The 17969-nt window shown below is 47.5% G+C and carries 13 protein-coding genes; 8 read left to right on the top strand and 5 right to left on the bottom strand.

Going from position 1 to position 17969, the window contains the following annotated elements:
• Window positions 1-136: 136 nt before the first annotated feature.
• Both MKX68_RS04100 and MKX68_RS04095 read left to right on the top strand, forming a co-directional pair.
• Window positions 137-1972: an HSP90 family protein gene (locus tag MKX68_RS04100; RefSeq protein ID WP_340909328.1), complete on the top strand. Its 1836-nt coding sequence runs from the start codon at window positions 137-139 to the stop codon at window positions 1970-1972.
• Window positions 1972-3021 carry a hypothetical protein gene (locus MKX68_RS04095; protein ID WP_340909325.1) on the top strand — a complete coding sequence of 350 codons (1050 nt, stop codon included), beginning with the start codon at window positions 1972-1974 and terminating at the stop codon, window positions 3019-3021. Before MKX68_RS04100 ends, MKX68_RS04095 begins: the two co-directional genes overlap by 1 nt.
• Window positions 3022-3172: 151 nt before the next feature.
• Here MKX68_RS04095 and MKX68_RS04090 read toward each other — a convergent pair whose 3' ends face one another.
• The 4 genes from MKX68_RS04090 to MKX68_RS04075 form a co-directional block, all read right to left on the bottom strand.
• Complete coding sequence (locus MKX68_RS04090) at window positions 3173-5380, bottom strand: serine hydrolase (protein WP_340909322.1); 2208 nt, start codon at window positions 5378-5380, stop codon at window positions 3173-3175.
• A 50-nt stretch (window positions 5381-5430) separates the two neighbouring features.
• The gene (locus tag MKX68_RS04085; RefSeq protein WP_091033675.1) at window positions 5431-6201 is read right to left on the bottom strand and encodes a DUF3169 family protein; all 771 of its coding nucleotides are present in this window, start codon (window positions 6199-6201) and stop codon (window positions 5431-5433) included.
• Window position 6202: 1 nt separating this feature from the next.
• The gene (locus tag MKX68_RS04080; protein WP_017690042.1) at window positions 6203-6412 is read right to left on the bottom strand and encodes a helix-turn-helix transcriptional regulator; all 210 of its coding nucleotides are present in this window, start codon (window positions 6410-6412) and stop codon (window positions 6203-6205) included.
• 174 nt (window positions 6413-6586) lie between these two features.
• The gene (locus MKX68_RS04075) at window positions 6587-7837 is read right to left on the bottom strand and encodes an MFS transporter (RefSeq protein WP_340909320.1); all 1251 of its coding nucleotides are present in this window, start codon (window positions 7835-7837) and stop codon (window positions 6587-6589) included.
• Window positions 7838-7960: 123 nt separating this feature from the next.
• Between MKX68_RS04075 and MKX68_RS04070 the strand changes: the two genes are divergently transcribed.
• Window positions 7961-9844 (top strand): ABC transporter substrate-binding protein, encoded by a 1884-nt coding sequence (locus tag MKX68_RS04070; protein ID WP_340909318.1) that lies wholly within the window; start codon window positions 7961-7963, stop codon window positions 9842-9844.
• Between the two features lie 244 nt (window positions 9845-10088).
• On the opposite strand, the gene MKX68_RS04065 is transcribed toward MKX68_RS04070, so the two are convergent.
• A complete protein-coding gene (locus tag MKX68_RS04065; protein ID WP_340909316.1) occupies window positions 10089-11582 on the bottom strand; it encodes a serine hydrolase in 1494 nt (497 codons plus the stop codon).
• A gap of 247 nt (window positions 11583-11829) precedes the next feature.
• Between MKX68_RS04065 and MKX68_RS04060 the strand changes: the two genes are divergently transcribed.
• The 5 genes from MKX68_RS04060 to MKX68_RS04040 all read left to right on the top strand — a co-directional run bounded on the left by MKX68_RS04060 (window position 11830) and on the right by MKX68_RS04040 (window position 17929).
• Window positions 11830-13026 (top strand): outer membrane lipoprotein-sorting protein, encoded by a 1197-nt coding sequence (locus tag MKX68_RS04060; RefSeq protein ID WP_340909314.1) that lies wholly within the window; start codon window positions 11830-11832, stop codon window positions 13024-13026.
• 395 nt (window positions 13027-13421) lie between these two features.
• Window positions 13422-14609: an alanine racemase gene (gene alr, locus MKX68_RS04055; protein WP_340909311.1), complete on the top strand. Its 1188-nt coding sequence runs from the start codon at window positions 13422-13424 to the stop codon at window positions 14607-14609.
• A 260-nt stretch (window positions 14610-14869) separates the two neighbouring features.
• Complete coding sequence (locus MKX68_RS04050) at window positions 14870-15151, top strand: CopG family ribbon-helix-helix protein (RefSeq protein ID WP_017690037.1); 282 nt, start codon at window positions 14870-14872, stop codon at window positions 15149-15151.
• 3 nt (window positions 15152-15154) lie between these two features.
• Window positions 15155-15505: a type II toxin-antitoxin system PemK/MazF family toxin gene (locus tag MKX68_RS04045; RefSeq protein ID WP_024630714.1), complete on the top strand. Its 351-nt coding sequence runs from the start codon at window positions 15155-15157 to the stop codon at window positions 15503-15505.
• 234 nt (window positions 15506-15739) lie between these two features.
• On the top strand, window positions 15740-17929 hold the full coding sequence (locus MKX68_RS04040) for an alpha-galactosidase (protein ID WP_340909308.1): 2190 nt from the start codon (window positions 15740-15742) through the stop codon (window positions 17927-17929).
• Window positions 17930-17969 lie beyond the last annotated feature (40 nt).

Genomic DNA, 17969 nt, shown 5'->3' with positions numbered 1-17969 from the left:
TGACGTGATGTTTAGGCGTGCCTGTCACGGGAACGTCTGTTTTTAACGATTACATAATGAATTCGTCTAACACATCCATATGATTACATCGTATGGGTACATATTGTGCTTGGACGTAGAGGAAGGTGAGTGAGTCATGACAGCATCCAATGAATATCGTTTTCAAGTGAACCTGAGCGGGATGATCCAGATTTTATCCAACCATCTATATAGCAGTCCGAAAGTGTTCTTGCGAGAACTGATGCAGAATGCGACGGATGCGATTACTGCACGAACGGAGGCCGAGCCAGGGTATCAGGGCAAAGTTCGTGTGGAACTGACAGGAACAGGTGAACAATTGACCATGATGGTGGAAGACAACGGCATCGGCTTGACCGAAGCTGACATCCATGAATTCCTAGCTATGATTGGACAATCTTCGAAGAGGGGGCAGCAAGCGCTGCTGGATGGAGAGACTTCGTTTATCGGGCGTTTCGGGATTGGGTTGTTATCCTGTTTCATGGTGAGTCACGAAATTGTCATGCTGACGCAATCCGCGAAGGGCGGCCCTTCGATGGAGTGGCGGGGCAAGCCGGATGGCACCTATACGATTCGACAGTTGGACACACAGCTGTCCCCGGGGACCAAAGTATATCTGCGTTGCACACCGGACGCGGCGCACTACTTTGAACCAGATTATGTGAAAGAAGCTCTGTTCTATTACGGAGCGTTATTGCCGTATCCGGTCATGCTGGATCATGACGGCACCCAACATGTGGTGAATAGCGAGACACCGATCTGGCTGATGGACCCTGCACTCGCACGTTCACGCAGATCAGAGGTATTGGCTTTTGGTGAACGTCTGCTTGGGGAGCAGTTCCAGGACTTCATTCCGTTGACGACAGCTTCAGGCCGTACCGGGGGTGTTGCTTTTGTACTGCCACACGCGGTTAATCTGAATGCCAAGCGTTCTCACCGGGTTTACCTGAAGCGAATGCTGATTTCGGAGAAGGCTGAGAACATTTTGCCAGAGTGGGCTTTCTTCGTGAAATGCCTGATCTGGACAGATGAGCTTCAACCGACGGCATCACGGGAACATTTTTATGAAAATGAAAAGCTGGAGGAAGTTCGCTCCGAACTTGGAGACGCACTTCGCAAGGGACTGGCCGACATGGCTGAGAGCCAGACGGAACGGCTACAGAAGCTGATTCGCCTGCATGCCTTGTCCATGAAGGCACTGGCTGTACAGGATCAGGCATTCTACGCCATGATTCATCGCTGGCTGCCATTTGAGAGCACGAGGGGTCACCGTGAACTGGGTGAGCTAATCGATGAAGGAGAGAAGTTGTATTTCATGTCTTCTGTCGATGAGTACCGTCAGATTCATCATGTAGCATCCGCACAATCGATGTTGGTGATTAACGGTGGTTACATCTATGACGGCGAGTTGATGGAGACATTGCCGATGGCTGTGCATAATGTACAGACGGAGCGTCTACAACCGGACCAGGTTTCGATGAGTTTCACCGACGTACCTCCTGCTGAACGTAATCAATATTATGATGCATTGCGACTGGCAGATTCTGCCTTACAGCGCTTCCGTTGTCGGGCTGAGGTGAAAGGTTTCAAGCCATCGGATCTCCCGGTGTTGTTCACGCTGTCTCAGGAATCCTCAACGCTTCGTGCGCTGGAAAAAGCAAGCGAGGAGAGCACGGAATTGTTCTCATCTGTTCTGGGTTCATTGTCTTCTGGCATGAGTTCAGCAGGGTACTCAACCTTGTATCTGAACGTGAGTAATCCGATCATTCAGCGGGTACTGACATCACCGGATGATCAGATGACACCGATTGCCATTGAAATGTTATATGTCAATGCACTGATGATGGGTCATTATGCCATGAGCAAACAGGAGCTTGAAGTGTTAAATCAGGGCATTGTTCGTTTTATAGATTGGGGTTTACGTGCAAATACAGATCGTAAGGGGGATGCCTGATGAAGACAGAGATGGATTTTGAAGAATTGATGGACGAGGCCTATGGCTTACCCAATGGTCCGGCGAAGCTTGGTATGCTGGAGGAAGCGGCAAGAGTTGCCGATGTGAACGGCATGGAGGAAGAGGCATACGAAGCAAGATCGGAGATTGTGGAGACAGCAACATTCTGCGGTTATCCGATGAAAGCACTGATTGCTTTTTCCTGGCAGCTGGGCAAGTTCGACCAACAGCCCGAAGAATATGATGAAGAAACATTAATGTGGTCGTACAAATGGATATTGGGCAAGATGCCCGACTTCCCGGAAATATCACGTGAGAAGATCATGGAGTTGTTGGAGGATTTTGGACGGCGTTTCAAGTCGTACGGTTACAGCGAACGCTCCTACTGGTATTATCGATTCCGGATCTTTATGGATTTTGGGGAGCTGGAGGAGGCGGGACGCAGTTATGATCGATTCAGAACGATGGACCGTGACTTTATGAGTGACTGCGAAGCCTGTGAGCAGGATGAGATTATGCGATATTTCCTGTTAAAAGGAGACGATGAGAAGGTGTTGGAGGCGGCACAGCCTATCCTGAAAGGGCGTATGAGCTGTGCGGAGATTCCTCATCTGACCTTGTCCGAGATTTTGATGCCGCTATACCGTCTGGGACGGACTGCAGAAGCAGATAAACATCAGACCAAGGGATATCGACTGATCAAAGGCCAGAACGATTTTGTGCAGAGTTTTGCGGAACAGATGGATTATCTCACACGTACGAACCCTGCAAAAGGCATTGATGTGCTGGAGGAAACACTGGTGTTGGCTGCGGATCATGAAGATCCTTACGCCAAAATGTTGTTTTATGCCAGAGCGGCATCGTTGCTTCGCCGCTGGGTGGAAGAATCTCCAGAATACCGATTGCGTCTGCCAGCATCCTTCCCGTATGAAGGCGATCCAGGCGACCTGCTCAAGCTTGCCGATTACTTTGCGGAGCATGCGCAGACCGCTGCAGCCAAGTTTGATCAGCGCAACGGGAACCCCCATGTATCTTCGTTGATCGAATAGAGACGGATATCACTCAGTAACAGATCGCTATAATAATAAGTTATGAAAAGTAACAAAACAGGCTTGTTCAAGAAGGATCGTATCCTTCTGAACAAGCCTGTTTTTCTTGTCATAAGCATGATAAATCTAATCGGTATGAGATATTTTATTTTTATTGTGCTGATGCTGCAGAAGGGACCGGCGCTGGTACAGGAACCGGCGCAGTTTCAGATGTCTCCTCTGCAGGCTCGGCTCCTTCAGCAGGTTCAGCTTGCGGCTGCTGAGCAGCCATCAGTTCAGCGACGATTTGATCTGTTGGTTGGGTAAGCAGCGCATACATAATCGCAGCCTCTTCCTGACGAATCAGAGGTTTGCGGGAAAGTAAATCAATGGACCCATCTTCCAGCACTTTTACCTCGGGTCCATGGATACCAAGCTTCGCCATCATCTGAATGGCTGGTACAGCCCATGCATCTGTGTGCCCCGCAAGTTTCACATCATTGAACAGTTCGCTAGGATATTGCAGTTGCATAATTCTCCACATCATGACCATTGCTTCCTGTCGGATAATCACTTGATCCGGCTTAAACTGCTGTTCGTCCGTGCCAGTAATCATACCCAACTCATATCCGAGTTGAATATATCCGGCCGCTGTATGGTCTGCCCAGTCGGTGTCAGCAGGAGGCGTAGTTTTGCTGGGCTTCAATCCACTCAGTTTAAGGGTGTTCTCAATAAATTCAGCTCGTGTTACACCTGTTTTTGGTTGGAAAGACTTGTTGCCATCATTCTCATAATATCCAAGAGATTGTATGGCGTAGATGGCTTCAGCATAAGGACTGTTCTCACGAACATCCCGGAAGCCCATAGGCTTTTGACCTTTTTTCTCATAACCCATAGGGTTGAGGTAAGGTTCTTTCATGTATGTGGTGCCATCTGCATATTCTTTGAATGCTGTGAATTGACCAGTCAATTCATCTTTGAAGAGATTATCTTCCACCTGAATCAGGTTGCGTTGACCTAGGAATACATCGTTAATGCTCAGTTGTCCTGGCTTATCCCCGCCACCTTTCAGGGAACTTACAATCGTGCTAAGTCGAAGATCGGCGTACAATCCGGTGAAGCGTTGCAGCTCAGCTACGGATTGCGGCGTGTATTCCTTGAACTGTACAGGCTCTGCATATTGCGGGAAGAAACTTTGAATGAATGCCGGGTAGAACAGATTACGAAGTGCTCCATTTTGATTATACGTCAGGAAAACGCCTGTATTTTGCTCGGGAATAAGGAAGAGATAAGAGCTGAATCCGGTCAGGTCGCCTCCTTTTGTAATGATACTTGGATTACTTCCTGCTCCGGGAAGCTGAAATGCAGCTTCGAATCCATACGTGGTGTTTGGTAACAGTGGATGAATGGAAGACCGGTACTGTTCCATGCTTTTCACTGTGGATTCCTTGAGAATACGCTCGTTGTCTTTCACGCCATCATTCAGGAACGCAATCATGAACTTCCCGATGTCTTCTGCGGTAGACAACATGCCACCTTGAGGCATTGGTGTTGGAGAGATGGTGTACAGATCAAGCGGATTGTGTGCCGCATCATAGCCTGTAGCAAGCTGCTTCTGGAACTTTTTGTCCAGCATGAAACTGCTGTTATCCATTCCCAACGGTTTGAAGATATGCTGTTGCATGTAGGATTCAAAAGGCTCGCCGCTTACATTCTCGACAATCATGCCAAGCAGCAAAAACGAAAAATTATCGTACATGTAGGCGCTACCAGGCTCTCGAACGACAGGAGGCATGTGTTGCTGTGCGTAATCCTCCATCGCTATGTACTTGTCAAAATCAGTATGGATGTCTTCCTGCTGCGGATCACGGATCTCGAATCCGGTCGTGTGGGTGAGCAGGTTCTCCACAGTTACAGGTTTGTCAAAAGGATTATCAAATTCGAGCCCTTTCACATAGGTCTGAAAATCAGCTTGCAGATCAACCTTGCCTTGCTCCACCAGCTGCATTACAGCAGCAGACGTGAACGTTTTGGAGACAGAGGCTACACGGAAGGCCGTATTTTTCGGATCGATCGCTGTTTTGCTCTCCACATCGGAGAAGCCATAGCCTTTTTCCGCCAGAACTTTGCCATCCTTCACAACAACAACGGAGGCTCCCACATAATGGGCTTTTGCCTCAGGTGAATCGAAGAATGAATCCAGAAATGCTGTAGCCGATTCAGTTGTCAGCGCTTTCGTCTTTCCTTGTTCAGCAGCTACTGGAGTCGCTGTCTCCGCCTGGACTGCGGGTACCCATAGACTGAGAGACAGAACCACAGCCATGAAAGCTCCTGTTAGGGAGGTGAACCTGAAACGGGTCTTTCGTTTGGATAAATGCATGCAAACACTCCTTTATGAAAATATTTACAAAATAGTTACTTACCCATGTATTACTGATTACTCGCACGATAGGTTTCACGATAATAGATTCCAATGTTGGCAATCCAGATCACAGAGAGCATTACAATTGGGAATGGAGCAAAGGTAAAGAGCATCGAATATAGAACCATAGAGACCATTCCGACACCAAGAAGTACATTCATCATCTGAAAAGAACGATAGGCTGCGCGATACACAAGCCATTTCTCGCCTTCATCCAGCTTCTCAAAATGATCCTTCTTCATATTGCGCGAGTTCAGATCCAGAGTGCGTTCAGGATAATAACGGTTGTATCGCTTCACAGTCAGAGTTTGCACGACCACAACGATGATAATGGAGATACACGAAGCAACGAGATTCAAGAGGTTAAACAGTTCTGGAGAATTCGGCATGGTTCGGTTGGATGCATATAAGGACAAGGCGAGTGCTGCCCAGGTAAACGTAAGAATAACGCTGAATCCGCTGAGGATCATCGCTTTCCCAAGGGAGCGCTCTGCGGGAGAGATGAGTGAATCGGAATCTCCATAAGCATCATCTTCCATGGGAGGGACAGATGGCGTGCGGGAGAGACTGAAGATGTTCCACACCGTCATAACTACCACAAGAGCCGCCAGTATTGCGAATAAAAGATCATAGTCATAATACACGGACAGCGTCCAGTTCAAGTCAGAAGGGAGTTTACTGACTCCGCTAGCTCCCAGAAAACCAACTACAGCGCCACCTGCTGCATACAAGGGAAGACGCAACCGCTTTTTGATGGACGAGGATGATGAATTTTTCATTTTAATCTCCACCTTTCAGTTCAAAGATTTTTTCGACAGGTTCACGAAATACATGTGCTATTTTTAGTGCCAGAACGACCGACGGAGAGTAATCTCCACGCTCAATCAGGGCAATGGTTTGACGGGATGCACCAATGAGTTTGGCCAGTTCCGCTTGGGATAGCCGGTCTCTGGCTCGTAACTCCCGAACGTGATTGTGTAATTCTTCCACTTGCTCACCTCCATGAACCTAATGTACATGATATTTTACTAAATGTAAACTATAATATACAAAATGTTAAAGATAATTTACCTGTATGCGATGAGATTGGTCATGAAAAAGAGAGCCTGGCAGGCTCCCTTGGATGATTATTTTGTTGTCGGAAAAGTTGTCGGAAAAGTGAAATCAAGATGCATCTGCACACGGCAGATGTTGATTCTGTTCCTCTGCCTTCCGAAGTAACATTCGGAAAAAGATGAGCGCTCCAAGCCCCATCAGGATATACAGACCAGCCATCGCATAGGAGGGCAGAAAGGCTCCAATAGTTAACCCAATACTGCCGAGGAGGGCAGCAACGTTATAACTCAACCCGTCAGCAGCCATATAGGCAGCACGGTCCGAATCTGGAATCATACCCGCGAGCATGACCAGACGAACAGGGGCGTACATCAATTCTCCAATGGTCAGCAATATAGCGGAGAAGATAAGTAACCAGGCCCAGTTGCTGAAAGCAAGTACGGTGAAACCTGCGGTATAGAGGAGCATACCGACAGTCATGATAGATCGGGACTGGAAGCGACCTATCCATTTGGAGAATGGAATGGCAACCAAGGCGACCAGTACGGTGTTGATGACCATGATTAGGCTGAACATATGCAAACCTGAGATATCTGAGCCGAACAGTTGAGCGGTGAATTCTTTTTTTAGACGAACAGCGATGTATTTATCCAACTGAAATTCCAGGGAGACTGCAAGTACCGTAGCCGTGAAAAATATCATGAAACGTTTGTCCTGAAAGACCGCCCAGTACGTTTTCAATATGTTCCTCTGGATGGGAGCATCACCATAACCAAGTACACGTTTATCCATTGTTTCACGAATCATAAAGATCAAAATAAACAGGGTAGCTAGGCTTTCTAGGCATACCAGACTGAACAATAGGAAACGAAATGATTCGAATAATAGCCCGCCCATCAGTGCGCCAAAGGTTACAGCAACGTTTGTTGTCCAATATTGCAACCCATATACATAATGACGTTCATGTTCACTGCTCACGTCAACAATCATGGCATTAGCTATCGGCACTGTGATCCCTGAACTGAGACTGCTGAGCAGAAACATGAGGCAGGTGACGATGATTGAATCCATCCACGGCGAATTGGCGATGGCCAAGCCGAGTAGAGCCATGACTTGGAGACTTTGTGCGATCACCATCAATTTCTTCCGACCAATTCGATCCGACCAATATCCTGCCCACAATCCCACAATCATGGAAGCTACAATATTGACCGTCAGCAATACCCCCGCCATACCTGCGCCAATCTGAACACTCAGATAGATCGCCATGAATGGAATGATGGACTTCTGGGTCAAATCGGTGAAAAAATCAGTAATGATTCGTATCCTGATGTTAGGGTGCAGATCAGCGTATTTCATAAGTCGTTTTTCTTCCTTCCCACTGGTCATGTTGATGTTACTGAGTATAATGGAGGAAAACCTGAAGAAAAACTGTAGAAGCATCCGGATGGATTTCGTATTTTAGCAGAAGGGAGGACATATATGGACGTATCAGAACATTACATTCAACTGCGATTAAACTTTCCACATGTGCATGATGAACAAGAAGTATATACAACGGTAGGTGAACTTGCCGATCTTTTATGTTGTACCATGCGCAACATGAACCTCATTATGAACAAATTCAAGGAGAACGGGTGGGTCAGGTGGAACCCGCAGCGTGGCAGGGGCAAAAAATCGATGCTGGTATTTTACATCCCGTTGCTTGAAGTGGCGCGTGAACGGTTTGAGCACCTACTGAATGGGAACAGGATGGAGGACGCCTATGAACTGGCCGCCGCTTTGCCAATTACGATGCGAGAACATCTGATGCAGCAAATGCAGACTCAATTCGGTCTGCGTTCGAATGAAGGGGACAGAGGGCGAGTGGATACTTTGCGAATTCCGCAGAATACACCTTTTAAGACACTCGACCCAACGCAGACGGGGATGTGGGGAGAAGTTTTCATCATTGCAGAGGTCTTTGATCGTCTGGTTCGTTATAATGCTGAACGCCAAGTATGTGAGCCGAGTCTGGCTATAGCATGGGAGAGTCATGAGGACGGAAGGGAATGGACCTTTTATCTGCACAAAGGCATACCTTTTCATCATGGAAGGATACTGGATGCAGAGGACGTGAAGTTTACCTTTGATCGCATTATCTCTGACAAGAGTAACCCGTGCAGGCCTCTGTTTAGTTCCATTGAGAGCATAGAAGCGTATGACCAGTTGACTGTACGTTTTGTGTTGAATAAGCCCAACTTCATGTTCCCGGATCTAATGAGCAGTATGTGTGCATCTATCCTGCCTAGAGACGTGGAGATGAACCCGCTTCATCCAATTGGCACAGGACCTTATCGGTTGACTCGTCATGATTCGAAGCTGCTTGTGCTTGAGGTATTCCTTGCTTATTTCAAAGGGAGGGCTTATGTGGATCGCGTTGAAGTGTGGCAGATCCCCCACTCGGGAAAAGCGGAGTCCATCATCAAACATGATTTATTTTCGGATGCGGAGCCTCGTGCTGTACAGCATGAGATGCAGGGCGGAGTGTATATGACGTTTAATATGCAGAAGGAAGGGCCACAGCATGATGTGAATTTTCGCCGGGCTGTTCAACAGCTATTGAACGCTTATGAGCTGACGGAAGCGCTCGGGAGCACAAACACACAGCCTGCTTATAGTTTAATTCGAGGACGAGTACAGAAGCAACATCTAACGGAGGGTGCGGATCAAGGGGAGCTATGGAAACAGCATTCGGAACAACCGGATGGTTCGGTCACACCTGAAACAGTACTTTCCGTCGAGACCTCACTGGCGAGGGCCTCAGCATTATTGCGTCGTAGCTCTTACCAAGGGCAAAGTTTAAGTCTGTGGGTGGAAGAAGGAGAGATGATGGAGGCAGATATGGTCTGGTTCGCAGAGAGATGTAAACAGATTGGCCTACATATCAACATTATGCGGGGAGATCCGATCCATGCAGTCTATCAAGATGAGTTCGGGAATTGTGATCTGATCTATACAGGAGAAGTCTTCAATGATCATGTCATACTGAGTCTCGTGACGATGTATACCTTCCAGAACACGTTATTCCTGATCGCGATGAATGATTACTGGAGACATGAACTGGAACAGGAATGTGGACGAGTGGTCATGATCCAGGAACCTGCGGAGCGGTTGAGTAGATTGATTCGGCTAGAAGATCGACTGATTCAGGAGGCGTTGCTTCTGCCCACATACAGCTTCAAGGAAGAACACGCCCATCATGATTCGTTGCGAGATTATCGTCTTGCGGGGTATGGTCTGCCTGATCTGCGCAGATTGTGGGTGAAGAGAAGCCCTGGTGCCGAGGAAGAGGATACGAGTTATCCGGTGTATATTCCGTTGTAGTAGGTATGGCTACCACAACGGAAATGAAGCAGGTGTTCTCTATATAAATTGAATTAAACATTTATACAAAACGGAGAGGACAGAAATAACCTGAAGAAGCAGAGCGTTCGCCTTTATCCCCGGATTTTCCCTTTATGAAAAGAAATCAAAGAAATCTGGGGATAACAGCGATCAGAAGGTTGTTCTGTCATCGGAGTGACCAGTGTAAACATTCATTAGTTTAATTTATATAGGTTCTGATCATTTACGAAACCCTAATGAATTCAATAGGCTTTGTACCCGGCTCAAGCAACAAAGGAATGGAAATGGATTGTGCAACTTCTGATGATTCATTCAGGGTGAACGTATATGTGATCTTCAGACCGAATAACACAAATTCGACGGAAAACGTATCTTTTCCGGTGTATTCCATAGGCATTTCGATGGCGTTAAAGGTTGCTTGTAACCCGTCCGATGTTTCCTTAATAGACATCTCGCCATAACCAGGATTCGTGTAAATACCTGCATAAGTGATGAGAGGACGATCACAAGGTGTAATGTGAGGTTCTTCAACTTTTTCCTCAACGGCAGAGTCTGGCTGAATAGGTACTTCCAAAGGATTCTCCGGATTAGTCTCCGTTTCTGCTGATTCTTTCCCCATTAATTTGCTCATTCTGGAACTCCAATTGACGGGTTCCAATCCAAGCAGTCGGTCCATGATATGAAAAGCAACCGTATATGGAATAACACTTCCGTTGGTATTGCTCAGTACTACGATCCCGATCTGCTCCTCTGGCAAAAAGGCAACCTGTGATGCGAAGCCATCAATAGCCCCACCATGATGAATCATGGCATGTCCACGATATGGCTCAATCATCCAGCCCAGACCATATGTACCTACAGGCAGCTCTTTGCTGTTGAATGGTGAATCAAAAGCCATCTGAGGACTGTGCATAACCTTCATCTGTTCCTTAGAGATCAATGATTTTCCTTTCCATTCTCCTGAATGCAATTGGAACTGAAGCCATGCAATCATATCGACTAGATTACTGTTAATGGAACCAGCGGGTCCTATGGTATCGATGGCTCGAAAAGGAGTTCTAATATTCTGACCATCTTTCTCTATATAAGGACAGGCATAGTCAGTCTGAAGCTGCATCTCATCGACAGAGAATAGGCTTGAGTTCATACCTAGTGGGTCAAATAGAGACTTTTGAACAACCTCTTCCCACGAATTTTCTTTCAATTGTCCAACCAGATAACCTGCCGTCATGTACATCAGGTTCTGATACTGCCATTTGTTTCGGAAATCCTGATTTGGCTCCAGATACTGTAATGTACGAACAAGTTCTTCTCTTGTGCGTGGGGAGTTGTACCATACCAACTCATGCCTTGGAAGACCGGAGCGATGACACAACATGTCGCGAATAGTGAGACGTTCTGTTGCGACCGTATCAAACATCTTGAAGTCTTTCATATACGACTTCACAGGGGTATCCCAGTCCAGTATCCCCTGATCCACAAGCAGAGCAGCGGTTGCTGCGGTAAAGGCTTTGGTACTTGAACCGATGGCAAACAACGTATTAGGGGTAACTTCAAGTTTGGACTCCAGGTCACGATAACCGTAGCCTTTTTGCCAGATGACTTCATCCTTATGAATCACAGCCACCGCTGTGCCGACACCATTCCATAATTGAAGCTGCTCGTCGATGAATTCATCCAGTCCTTCCAGTGATGTACGAAGCTTAGTTGTCGTCATACCTTCCCCTCCCAATATTCAATAAACGAATAATTTCCTACAATCTACTATGCCTTTTCTGGATAAAGTTAACATCCTCCCCGAGACTGATTTTGCGTAGCAATGCCTTATTAACGGACTTCACCGATTGCTTGTCAAACTAGTCCGCATATATCGAACAAGTCCCTCATAACATGTACTAATCAAGTAGGGGTTCTGCTGCAAGCACAATCCTGAAGTGAAAACATGTGCTAAAGGGGATGATGTCATGCGCCGAATATCATGGATGCTTGCCATGGTATTGGTCTTATCGGCCTTACTTGCCGCCTGCGGGAAGAAGGATGCGGCAGCTGTGGTCAAAGATCTGAACGAAGTCGTAGGAGAGATGGAAAGTTACCAGGGGGCAGGCGTGATGACGCTGCATACCGGAGATACGCCGCAGCAGTACAAGGTCGAGGTATGGCATCAGAAGCCTTCCTATTATCGTATTGCGTTAACGAATGCCAAAAAGGATGTAACACAGATTGTACTGCGTAACGATGAAGGCGTGTTTGTTTTGACGCCGAGCCAGAACAAAAGCTTCCGTTTTCAGAGCAATTGGCCAGATAATCAGGGACAGGTATATCTCTATGAAACATTGATTCGGAGCATTACGGGGGATACAACCCGTCAGTTTGCGGATGAGAAGGAGAGCTATGTTTTTGATGTAGCTGCCAATTATAATACACACGCACTTGTCAGACAGAAAATCTGGCTGAACAAATCGGATTACGCACCTAAACAGGTGGAGGTATCCGACTCCAATGCCAATGTGGTTGTGGATGTGAAGTTTGACTCCTTCAAATTCGGGACTGAATTTGAGAAAGATGCCTTTGATATGCAACGTAACATGACAGCCAATACAGAAGAAGGCGGCAAAACAGGAACGGATTCTGGTGTAACTCCTGCGGAGCAAACAGGTGAGGGCGGTAAAGAACCTGCCAATCCTCATACAGCGCCTGAACCTGATGGAGCCGTTACTGATGGACAGTCGGGTGTAGGTGGTGACACAGAGCAGCAAGGTACAGAGGGTGCTGCAACAGGTCAGGAAGGCGAAGAACCAACGCTTGCAGAGCCGGAAGGGGCAGACAGTTTTGGTGTAATTCAGCCGACTTATGCGCCAGAAGGTGTGCAGCTCAAGGATGATCAGATCCTGGAAGAGGCTGGGGACTATTCGGTTATGCTTCGTTATGAAGGAACATATAATTACACGATATTCGAAGCCAGACCGCAGGATCGAGCTGTATCGCTTGCTCCATCCAGTGTAGTGGATCTTGGATTCACACTGGGGATGATCAGCGGAGATGCGTTGCAGACACTGACATGGATGACAGATGGTATAGAATATCGGATCACCAGTGCAGACCTGCCTCAGAACGAAATGGTACGCATTGCAACTTCGATGCAGGAAGAGTCAGGTAAATGATTTTTGAACGAATGAACGAATAGTAGCATAAACATAAGGAATGCTAAGAAGCATCGGAGACCCGTTCTCCGGTGCTTTGCTTTGATGTAAGACAGGTATTCATCTGGCGCCGTTTTTCTTACTCAATACACCCAATAATGCAAAATGCGCTTCTACGCAGAGGGAACCGGGTAAATAATCGATATAAGCAGATTTTGCTGGGGTGGGAAAGTGGAATTTAGCCCTGCCAATCTCGCTTATTGGTCTTCTTCTGTGTTCGCATTTGTTCCTCAAACGGCGCACCTTACATCTGTTTTTGAATGCGAAACTTCGGTTCATTTGACAGTCACATGCTGGAGCATTACGATGGAGTCTGACGTGAGCCGGATTAAGATGATTAGAGAAGGTGACTTAACGTGCAAGGACAATATCGGCCGACCCAAGCGGACATCAATTTGGATCATTTGTGTACTAACGTAGAAACTTTCCGCGAGGCATTGCCTCAGGGCATGAAATTCCTCGCCTGTGTGAAGGCCAATGCCTATGGACACGGAGCGGTGGAGACGGCTAGAGAACTGGAACGAGTGGGTGTGGATTACTTAAGTGTGGCTTTTCTTGACGAAGCTCTGGAACTGCGACAACATGGGATTACGATTCCAATTCTGGTATTGGGTTATACGCCGCCTGAAGGGATCGCTGTTGCATGGCAACATGATGTGACCGTCACACTGTTCAGCAGGGAAGTGCTTGACGCCATTCGACATCTGGATGCGAGCACATTCGCTAACAAACTGAAGGTTCATATTAAAATCGACAGCGGCATGGGCCGATTAGGTCTGTTGCCTGGCGATGAGGCATTGGCTTTCATTCAGGAAGTAACTTCGCTCAATCAGGTGATGCTGGAAGGCATGTTTACCCATTTTGCCAGAGCAGATGAAGAAGACAAAACCTATACACTGGAGCAGTATAGACGGTTCCAAGGCGTGGTTCATGCGCTCAGGGATCAGGGATGTTCCATCCCGATTATACATACGGCGAACAGCGCTGCTGCCATTGATACACCGGAATTGTCCTATGACATGGTACGTGTGGGAATAAGCCTGTACGGACTGTATCCTTCGGCTGAGGTGAATCATCAGGTGGTGAAGCTGTCCCCGGTATTGACGCTGAAGACAAAAGCGGTTCTGGTCAAAACACTGCCACCCCATTGGGGGATCAGTTACGGAACCCGTTATTTTACGCAAGGTTACGAACGAATAGCGACCCTGCCGCTCGGATATGCAGACGGATTCTCCAGAATGCTGACAGGTAAAGCACAAGTGCTTGTACGCGGCCGCCGCGTCCCTGTCGTCGGTACGATCTGCATGGATCAGTGTATGGTGTCGTTACAATCTTTCGCGGAAGAGGCGGAAGAAATTCAAGTCGGCGAAGAGGTTGTCCTCATCGGTCATCAGTCTGGTGGCGTAATAACCGCAGACGAGGTGGCAATCCAGCTCGGTACGATTGCTTATGAGGTGATCTGCATGATGGCGCACCGCATTCCGCGGGTATATACCCGCGGGGGAGCAGTTGTCGCCAGAATCAATCCACTTTTGACATCCTGACAGCTAAACTGGACGTCATTACCAATAAACTTTTTTTCAGAACAGAAGGAAAACTGTCGGAGCATCTCGAATTATGTATGACGGTAAGGATTTAATTCCTGAATTGAGATGTTTGGTCTGTACGAATATTGTTCCCCGTGTTTATAATGGAGTACAGCATACTTGATATACTCGGGGCATATATATTCCTTTGTATAAAAGTTCTGGAAAAACGTAATACTGGTTCACAATGGCGAAAGGTTTGTGGGGGTGGAAGAAAGGTGGCCAACTTGCAGAACACCAAGCGGATCATGATCAGTTTACCTGATTATCTTTTGCAGGAAGTGGATGGCATCGTAGCGCTGGAGAATTCCAACCGCAGCGAATTGATTAGGCAGGCTATGAAGCTGTATTTAACGGAGCGTAAGAAACGTTACATCCGTGAAACGATGCAGCGAGGGTACATGGAGATGGCAAAAATTAATCTGACCATGGCATCCGAAGCCTTTCATGCGGAGGAAGATGCGGACAGCACTCTGGACCGCTTAGTTAGCGGGGTGTAGACATTGATCGTAAAACGTGGTGACGTTTTTTTTGCGGATCTTTCTCCCGTTGTCGGTTCCGAGCAAGGTGGAGTCAGGCCGGTTCTGGTGATCCAGAATGATATCGGCAACCGGTTCAGTCCAACTTGTATTGTGGCGGCTATCACCGCCCAGATTCAGAAGGCAAAGCTGCCAACGCATGTTGAAATTGATGCGGCGGCACACGGCTTTGACCGGGACTCGGTTATTTTGCTCGAACAAATACGGACGATTGATAAGCAGAGGCTGACTGACAAGATTACCCATCTGGACGAGGAGACCATGAAATTGGTCAACGAAGCCTTACAGATCAGCCTTGGTTTAATCGATTTTTAGGCAGTAACCAGCGTCTTGTACGCTGCCCTGCCGTCCGTTGGCAATGGATGTTCCTGTAAGGGAACACACTGAATTCAGACTGTAACCAAAAGAGCGTATGACATCCTTCGGGCTGTTATGCGCTCTTTTGATTAAAGCTTGATGAAAGCGTAGAACATTGGCGATCTTTTCGCTATAATGAAACCTGAGAAACCGTTTACCCGAAAGACCTATATATAGAGGTGGAGGAGACATATGAGCATTTACATCAATCAGGAGAAACTTCAATTTCATTTACAGACCCGCGAGGCCAGTTACGTATTTCAGGTACTGCCTTCAGGATATTTGGTGCATTTGTATTATGGCAAAAAATTACGCGACACCGATCTGAGCTGGTTGCATGTACGGACAGAACGAGCGTCCTTTAGCCCTAACCCTGTGCCAGAGGATCGTACGATCTCATTCGATACGTTGCCAGTGGAATTGCCAGTGTATGGCACGAGTGATTTCCGTAATCCTGCAATCCAATTGGAACTTGAGAATGGCTCAACGGTTTCAGAGTTTACGTATACAGGTCATCGATTGATCAAAGGAAAGTCAGCGCTTACTGGATTACCAGCAACGTATGTTGAATCTGATGAAGAAGCAGAGACGTTGGTTATTGAGTTGGAAGACCGCGTTGCAGGCATCAAAATTGAGCTTTCCTATACAGCCTTTACGGCATTTAATGCAATTACACGTTCGATGCGTATCATTAATGAGAGCGCTACCTCAGTGAATGTGGTGCGTGCGCTCAGTTCATCTGTTGATTTCCCGCATGCGGATTATGAATTGTTGCAATTGTCAGGTGCATGGACACGGGAACGTGATATTGTTCGCAGACCGCTTGCTTCAGGCCTGCAAGGAATTGAGAGCCGTCGTGGTTCAAGCAGTCACCAGCAGAATCCATTTATTGCGCTGATGACACCAGGTACGGACGAAGATCAGGGTGAAGTCTACGGATTCAGTCTCGTCTATAGCGGTAGCTTCACTGCACAGGCTGAAGTGGATCAGTTCCACACCACCCGTGTATCACTCGGGATCAACCCGTTCGAGTTCAGCTGGAAGTTGGAGCCACAGGAAGCGTTCCAGACACCTGAAACGGTTATGGTGTACTCGGCTGCAGGTTTGGACGGCATGTCACAGTCCTACCACGAATTGTATCGGGAGCGTCTTGCGCGTGGTAAGTTCCGTAATGCGGAACGTCCGGTTTTGGTCAACAACTGGGAAGCGACTTACTTTGGATTTAATGCGGACAAGATTGAACAAATCGCTCGTGCTGGACAGAAGCTGGGTATTGAGCTGTTTGTCTTGGATGATGGCTGGTTTGGACATCGGGACAGTGACAACTCCTCGTTGGGCGACTGGATTGTAGATAAGAACAAATTGCCACAGGGTCTGGATGATCTGGCTAACCGGGTAACAGGTCTGGACATGCAGTTCGGATTGTGGTTTGAGCCTGAGATGATCTCACCAGACAGTGAGCTGTACCGTGCGCACCCAGACTGGTGTCTGCATGTGCCTGATCGTCGCCGGACAGAAGGACGTCAACAACTGGTACTCGACTTCTCTCGTCAGGATGTACGTGATGAGATTGTGCGCATGTTAACAGACGTACTTGGTTCTGCACCAATCACTTATGTGAAATGGGACATGAACCGCAATATGACGGAAGTGGGTTCTGCGTTGCTTCCGGCAGATAGACAGCGTGAGACAGCGCATCGTTACATGCTCGGACTGTATGACGTCATGGAACGAATCACTTCGGCGTTCCCGAACATTCTGTTCGAGAGTTGTTCAGGTGGTGGTGGCCGCTTCGATCCAGGCATGCTGTATTACATGCCACAGACGTGGACAAGTGATAACACGGATGCCATATCCCGTCTGCGGATTCAGTACGGTACCAGTCTTGTGTACCCGGTAAGTTCGATGGGATCACATATCTCGGCGGTACCGAATCATCAGGTGAACCGGATCACTTCGCTTGAGATTCGGGGACATGTTGCGATGTCGGGCAACTTCGGGTACGAGCTGGACCTGACAAAATTCACGGAGGAAGAGAACGACATCGTGAAAGCCCAGGTTGAGCTGTACAAAGAGATTCGTGGAACGGTTCAATATGGAACATTCCGTCGCTTGCTCAGTCCGTTTGAAGGCAATGAGACAGCGTGGATGTTTATTGCACCAGACGGAAGCGAAGCCGTTGTATTCTACTTCCGCGTGCTCTCTGAGCCCAATGCGCCACTTCAGCGGCTGAAGCTGAAAGGATTGGACCCTAATGCGGATTACCGTCTGAAAGGCGGATCAGAGACCTTTACCGGCGATGCTCTTATGTATGGCGGTATTTCGGTAGGCAGCACATCAGGAGACTATCTGAGCGAGATGTTCCGGTTCGAGCGCGTCTAGACTGCAATTGCATATAAAGTTTTAAAAAAAGGAAGGACCG

The sequence above is a fragment of the Paenibacillus sp. FSL M8-0212 genome (assembly GCF_038004645.1).
In the GTDB taxonomy this organism is placed as follows: domain Bacteria; phylum Bacillota; class Bacilli; order Paenibacillales; family Paenibacillaceae; genus Paenibacillus.
Note: the sequence above shows the minus strand (reverse complement) of the source record. Positions and strands in the feature narration are given on the sequence as shown.